The 21,773-nt window shown below is 51.3% G+C and carries 21 protein-coding genes; 8 read left to right on the top strand and 13 right to left on the bottom strand.

The features are described 5' to 3' along the window. Positions 1 to 54 precede the first annotated feature (54 nt). The 3 genes from AB1S50_RS10545 (at position 55) to AB1S50_RS10535 (ending at position 3,211) form a co-directional block, all read left to right on the top strand. Complete coding sequence (locus AB1S50_RS10545) at positions 55 to 600, top strand: hypothetical protein (RefSeq protein WP_367150605.1); 546 nt, start codon at positions 55 to 57, stop codon at positions 598 to 600. Between the two features lie 246 nt (positions 601 to 846). Continuing rightward, entirely contained in the window at positions 847 to 2,247 is a 1,401-nt protein-coding gene (locus AB1S50_RS10540) for a S8 family peptidase (RefSeq protein WP_367150604.1), read from the top strand. 337 nt (positions 2,248 to 2,584) lie between these two features. Further along, the gene (locus tag AB1S50_RS10535) at positions 2,585 to 3,211 is read left to right on the top strand and encodes a DUF2799 domain-containing protein (RefSeq protein ID WP_367150603.1); all 627 of its coding nucleotides are present in this window, start codon (positions 2,585 to 2,587) and stop codon (positions 3,209 to 3,211) included. Positions 3,212 to 3,270: 59 nt separating this feature from the next. On the opposite strand, the gene AB1S50_RS10530 is transcribed toward AB1S50_RS10535, so the two are convergent. The 3 genes from AB1S50_RS10530 to AB1S50_RS10520 form a co-directional block, all read right to left on the bottom strand. Beyond that, complete coding sequence (locus tag AB1S50_RS10530) at positions 3,271 to 4,326, bottom strand: Ldh family oxidoreductase (protein ID WP_367150602.1); 1,056 nt, start codon at positions 4,324 to 4,326, stop codon at positions 3,271 to 3,273. Positions 4,327 to 4,377: 51 nt separating this feature from the next. Beyond that, the gene (arfB, locus tag AB1S50_RS10525; RefSeq protein WP_367150601.1) at positions 4,378 to 4,794 is read right to left on the bottom strand and encodes an alternative ribosome rescue aminoacyl-tRNA hydrolase ArfB; all 417 of its coding nucleotides are present in this window, start codon (positions 4,792 to 4,794) and stop codon (positions 4,378 to 4,380) included. A 339-nt stretch (positions 4,795 to 5,133) separates the two neighbouring features. After that, positions 5,134 to 5,709, bottom strand: coding sequence for a MarR family winged helix-turn-helix transcriptional regulator (locus AB1S50_RS10520; RefSeq protein ID WP_367150599.1), 576 nt, complete (start codon positions 5,707 to 5,709; stop codon positions 5,134 to 5,136). 408 nt (positions 5,710 to 6,117) lie between these two features. On the opposite strand from AB1S50_RS10520, the gene ectA reads away from it, so the two are divergent. The 4 genes from ectA (at position 6,118) to AB1S50_RS10500 (ending at position 10,054) form a co-directional block, all read left to right on the top strand. After that, on the top strand, positions 6,118 to 6,654 hold the full coding sequence (gene ectA, locus AB1S50_RS10515; RefSeq protein WP_367150598.1) for a diaminobutyrate acetyltransferase: 537 nt from the start codon (positions 6,118 to 6,120) through the stop codon (positions 6,652 to 6,654). Then, complete coding sequence (gene ectB / locus AB1S50_RS10510) at positions 6,641 to 7,927, top strand: diaminobutyrate--2-oxoglutarate transaminase (RefSeq protein WP_367150597.1); 1,287 nt, start codon at positions 6,641 to 6,643, stop codon at positions 7,925 to 7,927. The genes ectA and ectB overlap by 14 nt, the downstream gene beginning before the upstream one ends. Before the next feature lie 106 nt (positions 7,928 to 8,033). Beyond that, complete coding sequence (locus AB1S50_RS10505) at positions 8,034 to 8,438, top strand: ectoine synthase (RefSeq protein WP_367150595.1); 405 nt, start codon at positions 8,034 to 8,036, stop codon at positions 8,436 to 8,438. Between the two features lie 185 nt (positions 8,439 to 8,623). Beyond that, the gene (locus tag AB1S50_RS10500) at positions 8,624 to 10,054 is read left to right on the top strand and encodes an aspartate kinase (protein WP_367150594.1); all 1,431 of its coding nucleotides are present in this window, start codon (positions 8,624 to 8,626) and stop codon (positions 10,052 to 10,054) included. Positions 10,055 to 10,116: 62 nt separating this feature from the next. Here AB1S50_RS10500 and AB1S50_RS10495 read toward each other — a convergent pair whose 3' ends face one another. Beyond that, entirely contained in the window at positions 10,117 to 10,320 is a 204-nt protein-coding gene (locus tag AB1S50_RS10495) for a hypothetical protein (protein WP_367150592.1), read from the bottom strand. Between the two features lie 105 nt (positions 10,321 to 10,425). On the opposite strand from AB1S50_RS10495, the gene AB1S50_RS10490 reads away from it, so the two are divergent. Beyond that, positions 10,426 to 11,856, top strand: a complete 1,431-nt coding sequence (locus tag AB1S50_RS10490; protein ID WP_367150591.1) for a sodium/proline symporter — start codon at positions 10,426 to 10,428, stop codon at positions 11,854 to 11,856. 370 nt (positions 11,857 to 12,226) lie between these two features. On the opposite strand, the gene AB1S50_RS10485 is transcribed toward AB1S50_RS10490, so the two are convergent. The 9 genes from AB1S50_RS10485 to AB1S50_RS10445 all read right to left on the bottom strand — a co-directional run bounded on the left by AB1S50_RS10485 (position 12,227) and on the right by AB1S50_RS10445 (position 21,763). Next, positions 12,227 to 13,075 (bottom strand): fumarylacetoacetate hydrolase family protein, encoded by an 849-nt coding sequence (locus AB1S50_RS10485; protein ID WP_367150590.1) that lies wholly within the window; start codon positions 13,073 to 13,075, stop codon positions 12,227 to 12,229. Positions 13,076 to 13,143: 68 nt separating this feature from the next. After that, positions 13,144 to 13,503 carry an L-rhamnose mutarotase gene (locus tag AB1S50_RS10480; RefSeq protein WP_367150636.1) on the bottom strand — a complete coding sequence of 120 codons (360 nt, stop codon included), beginning with the start codon at positions 13,501 to 13,503 and terminating at the stop codon, positions 13,144 to 13,146. Continuing rightward, positions 13,496 to 14,842 (bottom strand): L-fucose:H+ symporter permease, encoded by a 1,347-nt coding sequence (gene fucP, locus AB1S50_RS10475; RefSeq protein WP_367150589.1) that lies wholly within the window; start codon positions 14,840 to 14,842, stop codon positions 13,496 to 13,498. The genes AB1S50_RS10480 and fucP overlap by 8 nt, the downstream gene beginning before the upstream one ends. Positions 14,843 to 14,962: 120 nt before the next feature. Then, positions 14,963 to 15,739 (bottom strand): SDR family NAD(P)-dependent oxidoreductase, encoded by a 777-nt coding sequence (locus AB1S50_RS10470; protein ID WP_367150588.1) that lies wholly within the window; start codon positions 15,737 to 15,739, stop codon positions 14,963 to 14,965. A 10-nt stretch (positions 15,740 to 15,749) separates the two neighbouring features. Further along, positions 15,750 to 16,619 carry an amidohydrolase family protein gene (locus AB1S50_RS10465; RefSeq protein ID WP_367150587.1) on the bottom strand — a complete coding sequence of 290 codons (870 nt, stop codon included), beginning with the start codon at positions 16,617 to 16,619 and terminating at the stop codon, positions 15,750 to 15,752. Next, the gene (locus tag AB1S50_RS10460) at positions 16,619 to 17,650 is read right to left on the bottom strand and encodes an aldo/keto reductase (protein ID WP_367150586.1); all 1,032 of its coding nucleotides are present in this window, start codon (positions 17,648 to 17,650) and stop codon (positions 16,619 to 16,621) included. Before AB1S50_RS10460 ends, AB1S50_RS10465 begins: the two co-directional genes overlap by 1 nt. Before the next feature lie 32 nt (positions 17,651 to 17,682). Then, a complete protein-coding gene (locus AB1S50_RS10455) occupies positions 17,683 to 18,903 on the bottom strand; it encodes a UxaA family hydrolase (RefSeq protein ID WP_367150585.1) in 1,221 nt (406 codons plus the stop codon). Continuing rightward, positions 18,900 to 19,229, bottom strand: coding sequence for a UxaA family hydrolase (locus AB1S50_RS10450; protein WP_367150584.1), 330 nt, complete (start codon positions 19,227 to 19,229; stop codon positions 18,900 to 18,902). Before AB1S50_RS10450 ends, AB1S50_RS10455 begins: the two co-directional genes overlap by 4 nt. 134 nt (positions 19,230 to 19,363) lie before the next feature. Then, positions 19,364 to 21,763, bottom strand: a complete 2,400-nt coding sequence (locus AB1S50_RS10445) for a right-handed parallel beta-helix repeat-containing protein (protein ID WP_367150583.1) — start codon at positions 21,761 to 21,763, stop codon at positions 19,364 to 19,366. Positions 21,764 to 21,773: the final 10 nt, after the last annotated feature.

Below are 21,773 nucleotides of genomic sequence, written 5' to 3'. Positions count from 1 at the left end.
TGTTATGGTTATACCTCAGATCACCACACTGTCCGATTTCTCGGGGCCGGATGCATGAGGCGTTCATGCAAAAAAAATCTGGTTGCGCGACCGCACAATCAGGTGGGCCAGGGTATTCAATTCACTCTTGTGGGGCAATGCTCCACCCGTAATCACAAAGAATCAGAGGGAAAGCACGACAAATCGTTACGTACCAAGGCAAATTACGGGATAAGTGCAAAATTCATTACCCCTAAACTGTTTTTACGAGATAAACATTTTTTTATCTCTTTCTTATCTGTCCATCAAATCTGTCAAAATCTGCTTGATTATCACCCCGGCCCTTTGGCTCCCGGAAAATTTATAGGAAGCGACCTCTCCAGCAGCCAGCACAACACTTGTGGCAATAGCGCCGGCCAACGGTTTGACCAGCGTTTTGCTCGAGCCAAATTGATCAAAAAAAGAACAAACCCTCCCAGGGCAACCACTGATTGCCCTGACTGGACACCGTCATATCTGAACCCTGGGACACTGATCCAAAGTGCAACTTCTTCGGGCTTAGGGAGGCTAAAAACGCCATTTCACTTCCCCCACAACAACGACCCCAAAATCATCCGGTAATCGAGAACTGAATCTCGTTTGGCCCGCTCGCACATGTTTTCAGCCGGCTAGCAAATGCTATACAGTCTCCAATGGTGAAAGATTTACAGCTTTTTTTGCCATATCTGCATCAACTTCAAAAGCTTCATCTTAATTAATAGATTTTCATTAGTATGGATTACCTAAGCCTGCTGGCCCGGTTTGTCACCGGCAAACCCGGCCCGGCACCCAGGCTGTCCACTCTCGATCCAGTAACTGGAGGACAAAATGAAATCGACCATTAAAGAAAGCCTTAAAGCAGGCCTGACCATATCCGCGGCGGCATTCGGCCTGCTGTCATTGAGCGCAACTGCCGTAGTTCGTGATGCCGGCAACGATTTTTCCAATATGCCGCAACGCATTATCGTGCAATACAAAGACACTACAGCCCGCGACTGGCCAACCCAGGCTGCTGCACATGCGCGGCGGAGTGGCCAGGCAATGACACATGTGCGCGGCATGGCACTGGCGGATCGCCATGTATACCAGCTGGACAGGCGCATGACCCCGGGCCAGCTGAAAAGACTCGAACTGGCCCTGGAGGCGGATCCGAACATTCTCTCTGTGGAAGAAGACGCGCTGATGCAGCCGCAGTTCGTGCCCAATGACACCTTCTACAATGTCCAGTGGCACTACTTCGAGCCCGCCGGCGGTATCAACCTGCCCCTGGCCTGGGATCAGCAGACTGGTTCCGGCGTGACAGTGGCGGTGGTGGATACCGGCTATGTGTTCCACTCGGACCTGAACGCCAACATGCTGCGTGGCTACGACTTTATCAGCACCCTCGCGGTGGCCAATGACGGCGACGGACGCGATCCAGATGCCAGCGACCCTGGGGATTGGGTCAATGCCAACGAGTGCGGCCCCGGGAATCCACCGAGTTTCCGTTCAAGCACTTGGCATGGCACCCATGTATCCGGCACCGTCGCCGCCGTCACCAACAATAACCTGGGCGTGGCCGGTGTTGCCTTTAATGCGAAAGTGGTACCGGTTCGGGTTCTGGGCAAATGCGGTGGCTTTATTTCCGATATCGCCGACGGGGTTATCTGGGCCTCGGGCGGCAGCGTGCCTGGCGTCCCCGCCAACAATAACCCAGCTCAGGTGATCAATATGAGCCTTGGGGGAAGCGGCGCTTGCGGTTCCACCTACCAAAACGCCATCAACACCGCTGTCGCCAACGGCGCCACTGTAGTGGTCAGTGCGGGAAACAGCAACGCGGACGCATCCGGTTTCCGTCCTGCCAACTGCTTTAACGTGGTCACCGTCGCCGCCACCGAGCGCTTTGGCGCCCGCTCCTATTACTCCAATTTTGGCTCCATCGTGGACGTCAGCGCACCGGGGGGAGACGTACTCTTTAACCCGACTCACGGCGTTGCCTCGACCCTCAACAGTGGCTCAACCTCCCCGAGCACGGAAAATTATGTGTATTACCAGGGCACTTCCATGTCCGCACCCCACGTGTCCGGTACGGCGGCTCTCATGTACTCAAAGAACAGCAGCCTGACACCCGCCCAGGTGGAGAACATTCTCAAGGCCACAACCCGTCCCCTTCCTGTTCCCGGCTCCTGCCCCGGCGGCTGCGGTACCGGTATCATCGACGCCAATGCGGCCCTTAATGCGGTGCCATAGGCCAGTGTTGAACCCGTGATTGATAAGGGAAAGGGAGGATCCAGGTGATCGATACCAGGTCACTGTCACCGGTGGCGGCAGCCATAAGCCGCCACCGGGTGTTAGGGCCTGTTTACACTAACTGAACGAAAATTGGATTGGACTTTTCCAGTCGCTGAAGGGGCGCCCGGCGCTCCTTTATTACTGTTCTCCCCCACTGATATAAATCCCACTTAACAGGCCGGCTGTAGCAGCCAGCGCAAGGCTGGCGCTATTCTCCTAGCTTTTAGTGGTTCCGCTTCAGCTTGGGTACAGCTTCGAAGGACTAGTCTGTCCATCACTGCTGCGGGAGCAAAACATGACAATACCAATACGCCTGCTGTCCCTCACCACTCTCCTGATACTGCTCAACGGCTGCGCCACTATGAGTGAGGAGGAGTGTCTCCTGGCCGACTGGCATTCAATCGGCTACGAGGACGGTGCCCGCGGGCGCGATCTCGGCCGGCTAAGCAGGCACCGCCAGGCCTGTGCGGACCACGGCGTCCGCCCTGACACCGCCGCCTATCGCTCCGGCCGCGCCCAGGGACTTGAACTCTACTGTACCGAAATGCGGGGCTTTCGCCTGGGGCGTTCCGGCGGCACCTATAACGGCGTTTGCCCGGCGGAACTGGAATGGTTATTTGTGCAAGGTTACGAGGTAGGTCGCGGACTTTACCAGGCCCGCAATGCAGTCACTGCCGTAGCCGATGCCCTTGACAGTGCACACAGTGAACGCGAGCAGATTCTCGACGATATCACCGCAATGAGCGCCCGGCTGGTGAGCGATGAATCCACCCGTGAAGAGAGAGTGACCCTGCTGGCCGATATCGCCCGCCTGAAAGGACGTCACACTGAACTTGGACTGGATATCCGGGATCTGGAACACGAACTGGCACTGCGGGAAGCTGACTACCGGGAAGCCCAATTGCACTCCCCCTACCACTGACCCGCCGAGCCTGCGGGCAGCAGGCCACAAGCGGGGCCAGGCGACAAATGCCAGTTCCACTATGCCTTTGCGACCGGCACAGGTACCTGCAGCCTGGCTGCCCAGGGAGCGAGATCCTCAATAATTGACGGGTATAGTTCCACCCCCTGGGCCAGCTGCCGGGTCCGGGCTTCCCAGGCCCGCCGGCCCGGGACGCGCACCGGTCCGGTGTCGTCACTGCGGCAGTTTTCCCACAGACTGCACAGTGCAATCGTCTGGCGTAGAAAATCAGCCGGCGATCCGAATGCCTGGGGATCGATAATCTGCAAGAAGATGGAATTGGCCTCACCGTCAGCGGCCGCCTCGACATCGCCCCGGCCATAGCCCCCCAACGCCATCGACAACACCTCCAGCATGGCGCTCAGGGCCGCCCCCTTGTAACCGTGATCGGCACCACCCACCGGCAATATGCTGCCACCATGCCCCAGTGCGGCCGGGTCGCCGGACAGCTGCCCGGCGCTGTCCTTCAGCCAACGCTGTGGCAATTCCCTGCCCTCGCGTTCGGCTCTTTTTACATGCCCCCCAGCGGTCACCGACATGCTGATATCGAACAGGAAAGGGTAATCGCCGGCGGGCGCGGCGAACGCCAGTGGATTGGCGGAAAAAAGCGGATCGCGACCACCCTGTGGAGCCACAGTGTTTTCAGCCGGTGTGGAGCAGGTCAGGATAGCGACATAACCCGCTTCCACTACCGGCGGCAGATAGGCGGCCAGACAGGCGATATGATGGCTGCGGCGGATGGTGGCACTCACGACACCGTATTCCGGCAAACGCTGCAAAGCGCAGTGGATTGCACGGGTCAACACCCAGGGCCCCGGTAGAAAATCCGCGTCCCAGTTAAAACAATTGCCCCTATCGGACAGTATTTTCGCTTCGCCTTCCCGACGCATTTTACCGCTTTCCAACCACTCCAGATTGTGCGCCACCCGATGCAGACCGTGGGTGGTAAACCCCAATAGATCCGCCTGCAGAAATGTCTCCGTCATCACCTCCGCCCGCCCCCGGGCCAGCCCAACCCGTTCGAACAGGCAGGCGACAAAATGCCGCAGATCCTCAGCAAAGTAACGGGGGGTCATAGTTTCTCCTACCAGTTTCATCGCCCTCCAGGTGTCATTTCACCGGACAGCTCAAGGATCACTCACCCTGCCCCGCAGGGTTTTGACCTGCCCGCGGAGGGTTTTATTCTTCAGGCGACGCTCCTTCGATGCCTTTGTAGGCTTGGTGAGGAAACGCTTTTTGCGCGTCCGCGCGGCACCGGCGAGCAGTTCCCGCAGACGCTCCAGCGCATCGGCCCGGTTCTTTTCCTGGGTGCGAAAGCGCTGCGCCTTGATGACGATAACGCCATCCCGGGAAACACGCCTGTCCCTCAATGCCAGCAGACCCGCCTTCAGGCTGTCCGGCAAAGACGATGCAGCGATATCAAAACGCAGGTGAACAGCCGTGGCCACCTTGTTGACGTTCTGGCCACCGGCCCCCTGGGCACGCACCGCAGACATCTCGATTTCGTCCATTGGAATGGCCAGATTTGCGGCAATTCTCAGCATCGATAAATATACCCGCAGCAACAATGTTCATAATTTTGTGCCAATTCCCGATTATTGGCAAAGAGAGATGTCCAGCGGGCTGTTGTTTCGAGCAGGGGTACTCAAGTCACAAAAAAACGGGGAAGGCATTTTCAGCAGGCTGCTTAGGCGAAGAAATTGCAATGAGACAACCACATTGTTGAAACACCTCAGGGCGCTTCGTTATCAACTCGGGGAGTATGGGGGCTCTACAGCAGGCCGGAATTGCTTTCTGCATATGGCCTTGATGGGAGCATGCAGGGACAACTCCATGTCAGCGGTCGCAGGGGGCTCTCAAAGGCTCAGGCGACAGCATGGTGATCAGCCTTCCTTCTTGGGGGTACCCGGCTTATCCGCACAATCCAAGGCTGCACTTGGTTTGTCTGTGGGACTCGATTGACGATCCAGCACCCCAATATCCAAAACCGGCGAAGCATCGATATGCTGTGCATCCATCATTTGTGCAACGCGCTGCAAGGAAGAAATAATCATGCTTTGCTCCCAATCCTTTAGGTCACTGAATTGCCGTGTAAATTGTTCCTGGAGGGGAATAGGCGCGTCACGCAGTATTTCCTGGCCCTGATCGGTAAGATGAGCATGCACCTTCCGCCGATCCTCTTTGGAACGCTGCCTGAAAACAAGGCCCCGCTTCTCTAACCGGTCCAGAATATTGGTTACAGTCGCCTGGCTAAGGCTGACTTCATTGGCCAGCTCACCAATGGTCACCTCGCCCCGATCTCTGATAGCCTGCAGCAACAGCACTTGCGGCGCAGTCAGCCCACTTGTCCTGGCAAGATACTTGGAGTGCAGGTCAGTCGCCCGGATCACGCGCCGTAGGGCTACCAATACTTGTTGAATACTATTCACGTCCCCAACCTCATCCGCAAACCTCCGCATTGTATCGGGGACACCCCCGAGCTGGAAGCTGCACAATTGACACCTGAAGCGAATAAAACGGGGCTTAGCTCCCAACCCGCAGAATGCGCTGGCGCCACCCCGATCAAATATTAACCATGTTGACCATCTCAAACGATATCCAGGCTTGAGCCCCTGAGAAGCCCTGCTGTGCAATCACCCCTCACTATCACTCAGCGCAGGGACGAGCCTCGCTCCCATAAGTAGTGAAACCGGGCTTGTCCGCCAGGTGGATTTAAATGCCTCTTGACTCAACAAATAATTCGTGTACGATGTTTCGTACTCTAAATATATTTCCCTGCACAATCACTGGAAATAGTGCTATTTTGAGCAGTATTGTAAAAAAAAATATTTAGATTTGTAATTATAATTTGTGAATAGGAAGTTTTTTTGTCTAACTTAGAGGGTATTTTGTTGAGACCCCCTCTCCTTGAAGACGGCTCGGCCACTTTCCGCCTGATTGACAGCTGCCCCCCACTGGACATGAACTCCCGCTACTGCAACCTCCTCCAGTGCAGCCACTTTGCCGACACCTCTGTAGTTGCCGAGGCAAACGGCGAGCAGGTGGGCTTTATATCGGGCTATATGCTGCCAAACCGACTGGATACTCTTTTCATTTGGCAGGTTGCGGTGGCCAAACAAGCCAGGGGCGACGGACTGGCGTCACGCATGCTGATGGACATCATCAGGCGCACCCAGTGCGAATCTGTCAGATTTATAGAAACCACCATAACGGAGGATAACCACGCCTCCTGGGCCCTCTTTAGAGGCATTGCGCAATCGCTTTCAACCCAGCTCCATTATTCCCGGTGGATAGACAGGCAAAAGCACTTAGATAACCAACACGAATCCGAACTCCTCGTTCGTATCGGGCCTATCACGCAAATCACCGAATCTACGAAAAGTAAAAGAAATGAAAATTTTTGATGAAATTGAATCCGAAGTACAAAGCTATGCCCGCTCATTCCCGCGGGTATTTTGTCGCGCAAAAGGGGAGTTAATGTGGGACCAGGAGGGAAAGCAATATCTGGATTTCCTCGCCGGCGCTGGAACCTTGAACTATGGGCATAATCACCCTCTATTTAAACAAGCCTTACTGAACTACATTCAGGAGGATGGCATCACCCATGGCCTCGACATGCATACCAGGGCCAAAGGGGAATTCCTCCAGACGTTTAATGATAAAATTCTCAAACCCAGAAATATGGAGTATATAGTTCAGTTTACCGGGCCCACAGGAACGAACGCCGTAGAGGCAGCCATGAAAATTGCCCGCAATGTCACGGGGCAGCAAAATATTGTTTCCTTTACTAACGGATTTCATGGGGTCAGCCTGGGCTCCCTGGCGGTTACGGGTAATGCGCACCACCGGGACGCAGCCGGAGTCTGTTTGAGCGGCACCCACCGCATGCCCTACGACGGGTATCTTGGCGAAAACATTGACACCACTGAATACCTGGACAAAGTCCTGTCAGACTCCAGCAGCGGCATCAACTCTCCTGCCGCTGTCATTGTGGAAACAGTTCAGGGAGAAGGTGGTATCAATGTTGCGCGTATAGACTGGCTCAAACGCCTGCAAATGGTGTGTAAAAAGCATGGTTTGCTGCTGATTGTTGACGATATCCAGGCCGGCTGCGGTCGTACTGGAGATTACTTTAGTTTTGAGGAAGCCGGTATAGACCCGGATATAGTCACACTCTCCAAATCCCTGAGTGGCTATGGACTGCCACTTGCTATCGTATTAATGAAGCCGGAACTGGATCAGTGGAAACCCGGCGAGCATAATGGAACCTTTCGCGGCAATAACTTGGCTTTTGTGACCGCAAAATCCGCCATCGACAACTATTGGTCCGAAAATCACTTTGCAGAGGAAACAAAGCGAAAAGGGGCCTATATCTCGGAGCGCCTAGACAACATTGTGAACAAATATGGTGAAGGAAACTTCACCAGAAAGGGCCGCGGCATGTTCCAGGGAATAGACTGCGTGAGCGGTCAGATTGCCGAAAAGGTAACCCGCCACGCATTCAGGCAAGGTTTGATCATTGAAACCAGTGGCGCTGACGACCACATCGTAAAACTTTTATGTCCACTTATAACCAGCAATCAAAACCTTAAAAAGGGCATCGATATTATAGAGACCGCAATTCAGGAAACCTGTGTTGGGGAAGGGCATTTACCAGCGGAGAAGATTCCCGCCTGAAATCTCCACGGCCAGACATGATCAGAAAAAGCATATACGAAGCTTTTATCCGACAACACGAAAGTAAGAAGCTCGAGACTTTTTAAAGTAATACTGAGAAAACCATATGATAGTTAGAAATCTAGCGGATGCCAACCAGTCGAACAGAAGAGTTGTTTCTCCAGATGGAAACTGGGAAAGCACAAGACTCCTGCTAAAAGAGGATGGAATGGGGTTTTCATTTCATATTACTACCATATACGCTGGTGCCGACTTCTATATGCACTACCAGAATCATTTGGAGGCTGTTTATTGCATCTCCGGAAAAGGCGAGGTTGAAACACAGGAGGATGGGAAAAAGCATCCAATTGCGCCTGGAACAGTTTATATCCTGGATAAACACGATCAGCACACCCTGCGCGCTTTCGAAGAACTGAAGATGGCCTGCGTCTTCAACCCTCCACTAAATGGTAAAGAAGTGCATAATTCCGATGGCGCATATGAGTTAGTGGCGGATACAATCGAAAAATAGCTTGCCTCGCATGGGCGGTACAAGATGCCAGAGGTAAGGAGCTGCATTTATCTCTTCTTATCAGCAACAGGCGCCGCTATGAAAAAATCTATTTTACAAGACCAGCCTGACCAAACCTGCAAGGCAGAACCTCCTCCAGCTTGAGCCGGCTGATATTAGGGAGATATAAGGATCAGCGAAATACCATGCATACAGTAGAGAAGATAGGTGGAACCTCTATGACGGATTATGAGTCCGTCAGGGATAATATCATCAAAGAAAATGTCCACGGAATTTATCATCGCATATTTGTAGTCTCGGCATATGGTGGAATTACAAACCTTTTACTGGAGCATAAGAAAAGCGGTCAACCCGGCATCTATGGACTATTCGCCAGCGCGATAGAGGATGATAGCTGGCTGATTCAATTCAACAAACTTCGGATAACACTACGCGAGATTAATTATCGGCTATTTGGTGATAGCGAGCTACTCCAAGAAGCTAACCTTTTTCTGGAGGAGCGTATCGAAGGCGCCCGGAAATGCTTGAGGGATTTACAAAGCCTCTGCCAGCATGGCCACTTTGCACTGGATGCCCACTTGGGTACTGTCAGAGAGATGCTCGCCAGTATAGGCGAGGCTCATAGTGCCTGGAACACATCGAGACTACTGCAGCGCGACGGAATAAATGCCTGCTTTATCGATTTGACAGGCTGGAAGACCAGCCGGCACATTTCTCTGGACGAGCGCATCCGGAATGCTTTTGCAAATATAGATCTCAGTAAGCAGCTTCCAATAGTTACCGGTTATGCGCATAGCGACACTGGCCTCCTGGTCTCTTTTGACAGGGGGTACAGTGAAATGACCTTTAGCCGACTCGCGGTATTAACCGGTGCGAAAGAGGCCATTATCCATAAAGAGTTCCATTTGAGTAGTGCCGACCCCCGCCTCGTTGACGCTGAAAAAGCTGTTCCCATAGGAAGAACCAACTACGATGTCGCGGATCAGCTGGCTAATCTGGGAATGGAGGCGATTCACCCAAAGGCGGCTAAAGGGCTTCGCAGGCAGAATATTCCTCTACGGGTAAAAAATACTTTTGAACCGGACCATACAGGCACCCTGATCACCAGGGATTATATCAGTGACTCTCCCTGCGTAGAGATTATTGCCGGCTGTAAAGGCGTCTACGCACTGGAACTTTTTGATCAGGATATGGCGGGGAACATCTACGACTATGACCGCGAAGTGTTATCCATTATCAAAAGATTTAGAGCACATGTCATTTCGAAAGAGACAAACGCGAATAGTTTGACGCATTTTTTATCTACTAACTTAAAAACAATAAAGCGTATTCAGGTTGCCATAGAGAATTGTTTTCCAGAGGCCGAGCTAAATCAAAGAAAAGTGGCAATTGTGTCCGCGATAGGGAGCGATATGCAAATACCAGGCATTCTCTCTAAAGCTGTGCACTCCATATCCAGCAAGAATATCGAAGTTCTGGCTGTACATCAGTCTATGCGGCATGTAGATATGCAATTTTTCGTCAACGAAGCCGACTATGACATCACTGTGCGCAGTTTGCACGAAACCTTGATTGAAGTGCATGAGCACGGCACAGCTATATGCCTGGCATCATAAAGATTATAAACCCGAAAATTCAATTAGCTACAGGATTATTGTGGCATAAGGATATGCCACCATTAAAATAGGGGTTTCGCCAGCTCTTTCACATAACCGTGCAGAATTTTAAGGGCGGCGGTCAGATGAAGGACAATTAATTTGATTGCCGGATTAATTAGTGTATCAAGTTTGATGAGCTGGATATTTCTACCAATACCCGATGTGTTAGGGCTGTCGACACTACCAAGCAGGTTCTGAAAAAAGACAATGAAATTGAGACCCAAAAACACCCCTTGCGAATAGCTCCACAAATGAAGACCAGCACGAAAGAACAGAAAAAAATTTAAGGAAACTTTTTTCTATAATACTAAACTACTTGGAATGCAGTTGTGATTTATTCATTTATTGGGTTCTTATTATTTTTTGCGGTAATAGGATTATCCTCCTCATTTTTTAGCCGTGGCACGAAAACCGACTATTACCTCGCCAACGGAGAAGTGCCTGCATGGTTGGTGGGGTTATCGGCGGTTGCAACGAATAATAGCGGCTATATGTTTATTGGAGTGATCGGCTACACCTACATAGCAGGCTTTTCTTCAATCTGGCTGATGATAGGGTGGATTTGCGGTGATTTTATCGCCTCTTGTTATGTTCATAGACGTTTACGGGATGCAACCCATGCAAGTGGTGAAGTGAGTTATGCCGGGGTACTTAGCAATTGGTACGGACAAAACCATCGCAAGGTGCAACGCTTAATCGGTCTTATATCATTGTTGTTCCTCTTGACATATGCCTCCGCCCAGATGATTGCCGGCAGTAAAGCTCTACACGTTTTATTGGATTGGCCTTTATGGGGTGGCGCTGCCGTGGGTGCGATTCTCATTTGCCTCTACTGTTTTACCGGAGGCATTCGTGCACCAATCTGGACAGATGCAGCCCAGTCAATGGTAATGATAGGCGCCATGGGTACCCTGTTCGCCACAGCATTAATCGATCAGGGTGGGATAGCAAATACGCTGGACAAAATGTACGCTATCGAGGGTTTCACCGACTGGTTTCCCCGAGAATTGCCGGTGCCCGGCTGGGGTGGACTCCTGATCTTCACCGTCAGCTGGATTTTCGCCGGTCTTTCGGTCATTGGCCAACCACATGTGATGGTCCGCTTCATGGCATTGGAAGGCTCCGATAAAATGCGCCAGGCGAGAACCTGGTACTATCTTTGGTTTATTCTTTTCTACTGTATGGCTACTGCGGTTGGTTTACTTTCGAGGGTCTATATTGCTGATGTTGGGGGATTTGATGCAGAGCTTGCACTCCCCACTATGGCGATGGAGTTACTCAATCCTGTTTTTGTCGGGTTAGTTCTGGCGGGAATTTTTGCAGCTACAATGTCAACTGCTGATTCATTGCTGCTAAGCTGCTCAGCAGCTATCACTCACGATGTGCTGCCGTATAAACTAGAGAAAACCAGGTTACTTAAATTTACAACAGTACTCATGACATTCGGAGCACTGCTACTGGCATTATTCAATAATCAGAGCGTTTTCTCCCTGGTTATTTTTTCCTGGTCGGGCCTCGCCAGCGCTTTTGGGCCTTTATTGCTCGTACTGAGTTTTGGAGGAAAACCCTCACAACTCACCAGTATTACGGCGATCTTCGTGGGGTTTGTCACCGCTATCTTATGGCGCCATTTCGAGCTTCATAACATGGTATACGAGGGATTGCCCGGCATACTATCGGGGCTGCTGGTTTTTTATCTAGCTCAGAATTTCACGCGCATCGCTGACTGGAAAACAACAAATGCGGAGTCAGCTCGATGACTGACATGTGGAGAACTCATTGAAACTTATATTGTCGGCTGATTATTAAAAAAATAAATCCTTACAATACAGGACGCCATATCTTGCAGCGATTAATAACCATCAAAAACGCAATTGTATTTTTCCGCAGCCCCGTTATAAACGGTCACCTATTATACCGAGAAAACTCTGCCAATCACTCTACCCGCCAATGTAACCTGCAAAGTATGAACCCCGGCCACCAGATAGCGCCGTTGGCCATATCAATGGCTGGCGGCAATCCGAAACTGTCTATAGTCGGCCAAGGAGTCATACCCCTGTGGAAGCGGGCTGACACAACCATTCGAACAAAAGTTCCGACCCGGTATCCCTACCGGTATAAAAGGAGAGGCTACTTTGAGTAACGCACCACTTCCTGCCGCTGCTCACCAAGATTGTCGATACCCAATCGCATTACGTCGCCTTCTTTCAGGTATCTTGGCGGATTCATACCCAGACCCACTCCCGGCGGCGTGCCCGTACTGATAATGTCACCCGGCTGCAGACTCATAAACTGACTGATGTAGTGCACCAGAAAAGGAACCTTGTATACCATGGTGTTGGTATTGCCATTCTGTACACGCTCGCCATTGAGTTCCAGCCAGATACTCAGGTTATTGAAGTCTCCCACCTCCTCCGGTGTCACCAGATAGGGACCCGTGGGCCCAAAGGTGTCACAGCCTTTGCCCTTCATCCACTGGCCCTGCTTTTCGATCTGGAACTCGCGCTCTGAGAGGTCGTTGATCAGGCAGAAACCGGCCACATAATCCATAGCCTCGGCCTCGGACACGTATTTGGCCTCCTTCCCGATCACTACACCCAACTCCACTTCCCAGTCACTCTTCTCAGACCGGGGAGGCAGCTCCACCTGGTCAAAGGGACCGCTAATGGCAGAAGTGGCCTTCATAAACAACACCGGCTCAGGCGGAACCTCCATTCCGGACTCCCGGGCGTGATCCGCGTAATTCAGGCCCACGCATATAAATTTGCCGACCCGGGAAACCGGCTCAGCGATGCGGGGGTTTCCAGTTACCCTTGGCAAACTTTCGGGATTCAGGTCCCGTACTTTGGCAAAATCGTCACTAGAGAGAAATTCTCCATCGATCTCGTTGATATGGGCGGACAAATCGCGGATATTGCCCTCCGTATCCATCAAGCCAGGCTTTTCATGACCCGCATCACCAAAGCGTAATAATTTCATTGTCATCAACCTCTTAACACACACTCGAAAGCTAAGCACAAATGGTCTACCCACCAACTGGGGATAAACTACAGTGAAAAAATAGTTTCCATCAGCAGCCACTTCTCGCCACTCTGGCCCCAGGGCAACTTTTCCTGGAAGCGATCCATCAACTCTTCCCATTCCCGAACCCTGGCATTATCCCGATCGGCTGCGGCTTTGGCCTCAAAGGAAAAGTTCTCATCGACTTCCATCACCATACACAAACGATTTCCCAGCAGGTATATTTCCATCTTTAAGACACCTGCGTCCCTGATACTTTGTGTCACCTCGGGCCAGACATTCCCCGGCCGATGGTAATCCTTGTAACGTTCGATTAAGGCTGGGTCATCTTTCAGGTCCAGGGTCAGGCAGTATCGCCTGATCCCTTGAGAAGCCGCCTCAGACATCATGGATTCTCTCAGTCCGGTACCCGTAGAAAGCAATTACCACGAAGCACAACAAGGGAAGCGCAAATGATGCCTGTACGGCACTCACAAGGTCGCGAGACCAACTATCGATAACCGCCGCCTGCAGCAAAGGCAAAAAGGTTCCACCGACAATCGCCATGATCAAACCTGCCGCGGCAAATTTTGCATCCTCACCCCCGATTCCCTTCAGGGCGATACCGTAGATGGTGGGAAACATCAACGACATACAGGCAGAAATAAGTACCAAGCAGTAAAGCCCCGTGATACCACCGATGGCAATGGTACCCAGGGACAGGGTTATACCGCCGCAGGCCAGGGTCATCAACAAGGTTCCCGGGCGAATAAACTTCATTAGGAAGGTACAGATAAATCGACTGACACAAAAAATCACCATGGCGGCAATATTGTACTGTTGAGACAACACCTGTGCCTCTTTTTCCGCCATCCCCTGCCCCATGAAGACCTCGGTTCCATAGTGAATAATGAAGGTCCAACACATAATTTGTGCGCCCACATAAAACATTTGCGCTACAACTCCCTCAACGTATTTTTTGGATTGGCGCAGACGCCGGAATGTGGCCCCGAGGCTGCCATCCAATGACTGGGATACCCCGCTATCGGGCATTTTCATCAGCGCAATCAGCAGGAAAATCACCGCAATTACGATACCGATCATGACATAGGGTTGACTGACAATAGCGAGATCGGACGCTTTTAGCGACTCAAAATCCGCAGCAGACAACAGCTCCCGCGCCTCTTTACCCCGGGCATCCAGCTTTGCCAGAATAAATTGTGAAGCCGTATACATGCCTATCAGTGAGCCGATGGGATTAAACGCCTGCGCTAAATTCAGGCGGCGAGTGGCCGTCTCCGTGGGCCCCATAGAGAGAATATAGGGATTGGCGGTGGTCTCCAGAAACGACAAGCCGCAGGTAATCACAAAGTAGGCCAGCAAAAACGGATAGAACTCCCCCATAGCGCTGGCGGGGATGAACAGCAGCCCGCCCAGGGCGTAGAGCCCCAGCCCCACCAAAATGCCCGCTTTATAGGAAAACTTGCGGATAAACAGGGCCGCCGGAAAGGCCATGGCTCCGTAACCACCATAAAATGCGACCTGTACCCAGGTTGCCTCTGTGGCCCCAGTAAGGAATATCTTCTGGAAGGCTGCAACCATTGGATTGGTAATGTCGTTGGCAAATCCCCACAGGGCGAAGCAACAGGTGATCAACACAAATGGAACAAGAACGGCGCTGGGGACCAATACCGTTTTTTTGTCGGCGTGTGGCTGTTGGGCGTCGGCAGTTTGGAGTACAGTCATCACTTCAACCTTTGTTATACTCTATAGTGCTTTACTTTTCAGTGATCGTGTTGTGAATACCTGGCGAGGTAAATTCCTGTCAAACCCTTTGCTCTCTGATTCAGCAAACCCTCATTCCAACTAACTATTGAGAGTGACAAAGCCACCATCAATGGGAAAATTGGAACCGGTAATAAAGGCGGCTTCATCAGAGCACAGGTAGGCTATCAGTGCTGCGACTTCATCAGGTCGCCCCATGCGGCCAATGGGCTGGCTCTTTGATAGACTCTCAAACATCTGGTCTCTAGTATCCGGATAATTTTTTTGCAGAAAGTTATCTACAAACGGCGTATGCACCCGACCAGGGGCGATACAGTTACAGCGGATACCGTCATTGATATAATCTTTCGCCACCGAATAGGTCATAGTTAAAACAGCGCCTTTGGTCATCGAATACGCAAAGCGATCGGCAATCCCCACCGATGAGGCGACAGAGGCGAGATTAATGATTACTCCACTTTGGCGTTCCTTCATACGACCAATACTGGCCTGCATAGCGTTGTACACACCCTTTACATTCACACTGTATAGCCGGTCCAGGTCCGTTTCGGTGGTATTCTCCAGATTACCCACATGGGCGATACCCGCATTATTGATCAGTATGTCTATATCCGCACTCTGCAATATCGCCGCAAAAACTTCCTTCACCTGCGCACTATCGGAGATATCGCATTCATAGGCAGTCGCCTCGCCGCCCGCCCCCTCAATACGTTCAACAGTACGCCCGGCACCCTCGCCGTCCAGATCCACCACCCGAATGCGGGCGCCCTCAGCAGCCAATTTTAGACACACACTTTCACCGATGCCGCTTCCGCCTCCGGTGACCAGTGCTGTTTTGCCAATCAATTTTTGTTGCACAACCAGTTCCTCACTCGAATTCAACAGGCCCGGGTTTTAGGCCGGCCTCCAGGCCGTAGAAAGCAGCCGCTGTTTTGCCCCAGATCGCCGCCTGCTCAGTTTTATCGAATCGGGCGATAAACCTCTCGCTGGCACTGACCCACGCATCATAGCTGGCCGCCGTAGTGACAACGGGCCAGTCACTCCCCCACATCAATCGGTCGGCGCCAAAGCAATCCCGCAAATGCTCCATATAGGGGAGCAGGCAATCCATTGCAGCCCCCTCCTCCACCTCAGTAATAAGGCCGGACAACTTGCAATAGGCTTGCGTCTCCGCCGCTATTCGACCAATATTTTCGAACCAATTTGTTTTGCTGCCAGTCGCAATATCCGGCTTGGCGCCGTGATCAATTACAGCCTTGAGATCGGGATAGCGCTCCAGAAGCAGGCACAACACCTCCAGGTGTTGCGGTTTGACCAGGGCATCAAACGTCAAACCCAGTTCGATAAGGGCCAAGAACACCGGCTCGAGTTCCGGCTTCAGCATCCACTGGGTATCGGCAATATCCTGGATCATGGGGCGGATACCTTTAAAAGCCGGGTGCCTGCCCAGGCGTACGAGCGTCTCCACTGCGGTGGGCTGTTCCATGTCAATCCAGCCAACCACGCCGGCGATAAAATCCGTTTCATCTGCCAGACGCAACATAAAGGCAGTCTCCTCCTCACTGGCCGCCGCCTGCACCAGCACGGTCTTGCTGACTCCAGCCCCGGCCAATAGTGGCCGCAAGTCTGCCGGCAAAAAATCCCTGTATATTTCTTTCAAGTCAGGTGTTAACCAGTGGTAGTCACCCCGTGAGAGCTGCCAGCAGTGTTGATGCGCATCAATACGTAACACTGGCATTAACCCTCTCGCGATGCTGGAACAGGTGCCTGCGGGTGCAATAGCTCCGCAGCCTGTAGCGCGCGCCAAAATGCATCGGGAATCCTGAATTGCATTTGTTCCACGGTTGTCTCGACTCGGTGGGGACTGCTCAAACCGGGAATAACACTGACCACTGCAGGGTGTGCCAGCGGAAATTGTAGCGCCGCAGAAGCTAAGGGAACCCCGAACTCTTCACACAGGGCTTCGATATGGGCGACCTTTTCAATGATTTGCTTAGGTGCGGGTGCATAGTTGTAATTGGGGACCATATCATCACGCTTAACGCCCGTCGCGAGAATACCCGAATTATAGGGCCCACCCAACACTATGGAGGTTTGACGTTCCACGCAGCGGGGTAAAAAGGTTTCCAGTGCCCGCTGCTCCAATAAAGTGTAGCGGCCCGCCAACAGGAAGCAGTCAAAATCGCCATAATCCATGGCCTGCTCACAGACTTCCCATTCGTTGACACCCAGCCCAATCGCACTCACCAATCCCTGGGAACGCAGAGCATCCATGGCTTTGTAACCACCTTCCATGGCGATGCGGAACAGCCGCTCATGATTGTCGCCGTGGGTGACCCGACCGATATCGTGCATATACAAAATATCTATTTTGGGCAAGCCCAGCCGCTGAATACTGTGCTCATAGGAACGCATAATGCCGTCATAGGAATAGTCGTATACCGGCTCGAACGGCATAGGCGAACAAAAGCCGTATTTATCCGTTGCCTTTTCGCAGCTGTTCAGAATTCGGCCCACTTTGGTGGACAGAACATAGGTGGAGCTGGGGACATTTCGCAGGGCGTCCCCCACCCTGCGCTCGCTCAAACCAAAACCATAGTAGGGGGCCGTATCAAACTGGTTGAGCCCCTTTTCCAGCGCCTTGTCGATGGCCCCTCTGGCATTCTCATCGGACATCGGGTGGTAGAGATTACCCAAAGTGGCTGCGCCAAAGCCCAGTTCGGAAACCGCAAGTGAAGTCCTGCCAATTTGTCTCTTGTTCACCATCATTGCGCCCAGCCCCCCAAGGTTCGCTACTGGTATCAGCTGCCGCTGCAGCCGGGACCCACTTTAATTACACCAGGCAAGCAGGAAGGTCCAATGGGCTCAAACTGCTTGTATGTCAAGACAAACTCCTGGTGGCCCAACGTTTCAGATTTGGTTGGTTCACCTGCGGCCACCTTGCACACCAGACGATAGATTTCCTCCCCCACACTGTCGACAGAGGCTTCACCTTCAATCACCTTGCCGGCATTTATATCCATATCGTCCGCGAGCTTTCTAAAAGTCTCCGGGTTTGCACATATTTTAACCACCGGAGCAATGGCTGACCCCACCACTGAGCCGCGGCCTGTGGTAAATAAGACAAGATGAGAGCCGGAGGCAATGAGTTCGACGATTTCTGCATTATCGACGATATTGGGGAAGCCAAACCGGGGCTCGCCATCAGGCACTACATCCAGCAGGTACAAGCCTCCCTGGGGTACCAGATCACCGGGCTTGATCAGGCCCTGAATCTGAGAAGCACCGGATTTGGCATAGGCCCCCAGGGACTTTTCCTCCTGTGTGGTCAAACCCCCTTCGGCATTACCCGGGGCGAAGCTGCCGTAGCCCATCGCCCGATAATAGTCCTCAGCCTTGCGCACCGCTGCCAGGATTTCCCGCCCAAGTTCGGGAGTCGCGGCACGCTCGGCCATCACCTGCTCACAGCCGATCAGCTCACCGGTCTCTTCGAAGATACAGGCAGCTCCGCGCTCAACCAACATATCAAAACTGCGACCCACTGCGGGATTGGCACTGATGCCACTGGTGCCGTCCGAGCCACCACAAATGGTGCCTATAACCAGGTCTTCCACGGTCATATCCACCACTGGTGTAGCGGCGATCTGATCCAGGGTGCGGTGAACCGCAGCCACGCCCGCATCAATGGTACCCTTGGTACCACCGGACTCCTGGATCACCAGGGTGCTCACCGGGCGACCGCTTTCTTCAACGGTCCGATGCAACTGCTCGCGATTAAAACCTTCGCAGCCCAGAGAAACGACAACCACGCCACCGACATTGGGGTGCGTACACAAGCGCTCCATCATCCTGAGAGAGTAATCATTGGGGTAACAGCCGGGGAAGCCAATTAACTGCACAGCATTGGAGTCAGCCCGGGTAACTACCGCCCTGGCCACATGGTGGGCACATTCGACAAGGTAGGCGACCAGCACAACATTGCGGATACCTTTGCGCCCGTCCGCACGCAAATAGCCCTTCACCCTTCAACCCCCATTTTCTTCTCCCGGGTATGACCGGGAATATAATCGCTTTTCATGTTATGGAAATGTACGTGTTGACCGAAAGCGATGTCAGCGACGGCAGAACCTATTGCTGCACCATAGCGAATGATCTTTTCCCCTTGTTCAATCTTTCTGCGGGCAACCTTATGACCAATATTGATCTCGTCTAAAACAGTAACTCTCTTGCCGTCCAGAAGCACCGAATCTCCTACCGCGACATATCCACAGCATATCAACACATTGTCGCTGTCATTCAATAAAATAAACCGCTTGTCATTCATTTCAATACTATCTATCGCCTTCACACTCAGTAGCACTCTGCGTGGCACTCCCGATGTCTCAAATTTTTCACACTGCATCTCTGTCAACCACTCAATTTGGCACAAGAGTAGCCAATACTAAAAAGAGCACTGGATGGTCAGACGTATGCCAAACACTATCAATCGAGCAAATTGATTTTAAGTTCCTGCTCATTTTGGTTGCGAAAAATTACTACTTCAATAAATCCACGCCATTTTCGCGCCTTATAAGATGACAGAAAATCACTAACACCTTTAACTTGATCACTCCCGCCAAATTCGCTGTCAAATACCCGTAAAATTACATCCCCTTTCCTTAATCCGGCTTGCGCAAATTTACTATCCTGTTCGATGTTCACCACAAATGCACCGGCAATATCCGGCAATCCCAAAGCAGACTGCTCACCCAGAGTTGTTACACTTTTAAATGTTGCGCCTAATACTTCAAGGGTTCCATGACCATCAAATGCATCTCCGCGATCGAAGATCTTGGGAAATTCCGGGACCCTCGCTTTGGCTTTTAGCCGTGGACTTTTAACCCCAAAATTGTCCATGGGAAAATTTTCATAACCAATATCAAGCGCCCCCGAAGTAGAGCTTACGGTATAGTCTCCATGTCCCGGATCAATAAAATCAACTTCACCAAACATGGAAAGCGAATCAGTTCCAAACGCCTGGGACGAAGACAAGTCATCCTTATTGGTAAAGAAATTCTTATCCACCTCATCTCCCCAATAATCATTCAGTATTGGCTTGTGAGCTGAGAATAGAATATTCCTCTTAACAACATCACCACTTTTCTCAAACCACACATGAGGGTGGATTGCATTATTGATAACGACATTATTCTCTACTACTCTATCGAACCCTTCACGTAATTTAATTCCCCCGCTCAATGCTACGTTGTTATATATTCGGTAGTTGGAAGAACCATCATCAAGATCAATGTCCCAGCCATGATCACATTGAAATCTATTGTTCCTGATAATTATAGGCTTCAATGCATCCAATTTATAAAGGCCTGGATGCATTCTCGCCAATCTATTCATTTCCTGTCTATCCGGATGCCAGAACCTGTCTCTACCCCAGGAATTGAAGGCTCCGTGATCACTGGTTTCAAGGACTGTATCAAATACGTCATTGTATTCAATAATGTGACCGCCCCAGGTCCCCTCGCTGACGTTGATGCCCGCTCTAGGCACATGGTAGATAGAATTATGGCTTACAGTAATTTCAGAGCTCATGGACAACTGCACTCCGGCAACTTGCTTCTCTACCTTACCAATATCGTGAATCAGGTTGTCGGTAACCGTAGAGAGCGCCGGGTAATTATCTGACTTGGGACCTGGCTCCAAATCCATCTCTTTGTATGAAACATATTCATTGTATTCAAAGCTAGGTGATCTAACTGCATCCGCATCGCCGACGAAGCTGATGGCCGAAGCACCTATATCAAAGATTTCATTAGTGGAGATTATTGCGTTACGGTTGTAATTGCTTACAAAAATTGCATTGCCACCCAGGTCATGGAATCTATTCTCTTTCACTTCACAGTTCTCAGTTCCCTCCAACGTAACTGCTGCACCCCTATAGATAGTCCAATCACTTCTCAGCAGGGGTTCTTTGGTTTGCATAAACGTATAGTTTGTGTGTACAAATTCCAAACCTTGAATAACTATATTTTTAACGGGCTTTTCCTCACTGCCACTTAATTCAAGCAAACGGTCAAGACGTGGAACCTCTACAGTTGCCGAATTGATGTCGACATTATCAGCCGGGTAGTAATATAAAACACCCTCCTGATGATCATAAAACCATTCTCCAGGCGCATCCAATTCTTCAAATATATTTTCAACGAAACGGTACTTAGGGTGCATTTGTGAATGTCGATTATTTTGAAATCCCCCACGCAGCTCTAATTCTTCGTTTTCTTTTACGCCAACAATTTCATAGTGCATTCCACCCCAACGACCTTCATGCAGGGCGTGAACATACCCGCCAACAGGATTTTTCCAGGTCTTGACCCGTTCAGGAGATATGGCATCTTCGGCATATCCGTTAAAAACTGAAACTGAATCATTGAAATTGGGATAACGTGCTCTGACCTGTTTTTTGCCGTTTATATACAGCTGATCAAATGGGCGGGTGGAAATTTTTGCTTTTAGTAAGTGGTTATTGAAGGGCTCCCATTTCAAGTTCAGGCGCTCTCCACCGCTCAGCACTGCTTTTCCGTCGTCTTCAGCCTTAATAGTAAACGGGAAAGAATTACTACCGGAAAATTCCGGACCAAGCCTAATAGTATTTTTCAGATAATAGGTTCCACTCACAAGCTCTATAGAAACTCCGCGCCCACCTGCCAATAACTTCCGCGCCTTGGATAGAGCACCCTCCAGGCTATCAGCGTCACTGGAATTGTCGTAGTTCGGAGAAACCCGGATGGTCACGATTTCGCCGGAGATCGCCGGGTTATTACCGTTTTCAATGGGGCCTTTCGAGCAGCCGACCAACAAGGTAACCAACAATAATATTCTGAAACCCATAAATCTTAAT

The sequence above is a fragment of the Microbulbifer discodermiae genome (assembly GCF_040742695.1).
Taxonomy (GTDB): domain Bacteria; phylum Pseudomonadota; class Gammaproteobacteria; order Pseudomonadales; family Cellvibrionaceae; genus Microbulbifer.
The sequence above is the reverse complement of the archived record's forward strand: the minus strand, read 5'-3'. Positions and strand labels throughout refer to the sequence as shown.

Coding starts and splice junctions, on each gene's coding strand:
- AB1S50_RS10530 (WP_367150602.1), bottom strand. CDS start 4,326: ATGACCCCCCGTTACTTTGCTGAGGATCTGCGGCATTTTGTCGCCTGC.
- arfB (WP_367150601.1), bottom strand. CDS start 4,794: ATGCTGAGAATTGCCGCAAATCTGGCCATTCCAATGGACGAAATCGAG.
- ectB (WP_367150597.1), top strand. CDS start 6,641: ATGAAAATTTTTGATGAAATTGAATCCGAAGTACAAAGCTATGCCCGC.
- AB1S50_RS10460 (WP_367150586.1), bottom strand. CDS start 17,650: ATGATGGTGAACAAGAGACAAATTGGCAGGACTTCACTTGCGGTTTCC.
- AB1S50_RS10540 (WP_367150604.1), top strand. CDS start 847: ATGAAATCGACCATTAAAGAAAGCCTTAAAGCAGGCCTGACCATATCC.
- AB1S50_RS10445 (WP_367150583.1), bottom strand. CDS start 21,763: ATGGGTTTCAGAATATTATTGTTGGTTACCTTGTTGGTCGGCTGCTCG.
- AB1S50_RS10465 (WP_367150587.1), bottom strand. CDS start 16,619: ATGCCAGTGTTACGTATTGATGCGCATCAACACTGCTGGCAGCTCTCA.
- AB1S50_RS10535 (WP_367150603.1), top strand. CDS start 2,585: ATGACAATACCAATACGCCTGCTGTCCCTCACCACTCTCCTGATACTG.
- AB1S50_RS10500 (WP_367150594.1), top strand. CDS start 8,624: ATGCATACAGTAGAGAAGATAGGTGGAACCTCTATGACGGATTATGAG.
- fucP (WP_367150589.1), bottom strand. CDS start 14,842: ATGACTGTACTCCAAACTGCCGACGCCCAACAGCCACACGCCGACAAA.
- AB1S50_RS10485 (WP_367150590.1), bottom strand. CDS start 13,075: ATGAAATTATTACGCTTTGGTGATGCGGGTCATGAAAAGCCTGGCTTG.
- AB1S50_RS10505 (WP_367150595.1), top strand. CDS start 8,034: ATGATAGTTAGAAATCTAGCGGATGCCAACCAGTCGAACAGAAGAGTT.
- AB1S50_RS10520 (WP_367150599.1), bottom strand. CDS start 5,709: ATGCGGAGGTTTGCGGATGAGGTTGGGGACGTGAATAGTATTCAACAA.
- AB1S50_RS10480 (WP_367150636.1), bottom strand. CDS start 13,503: ATGTCTGAGGCGGCTTCTCAAGGGATCAGGCGATACTGCCTGACCCTG.
- AB1S50_RS10545 (WP_367150605.1), top strand. CDS start 55: ATGAGGCGTTCATGCAAAAAAAATCTGGTTGCGCGACCGCACAATCAG.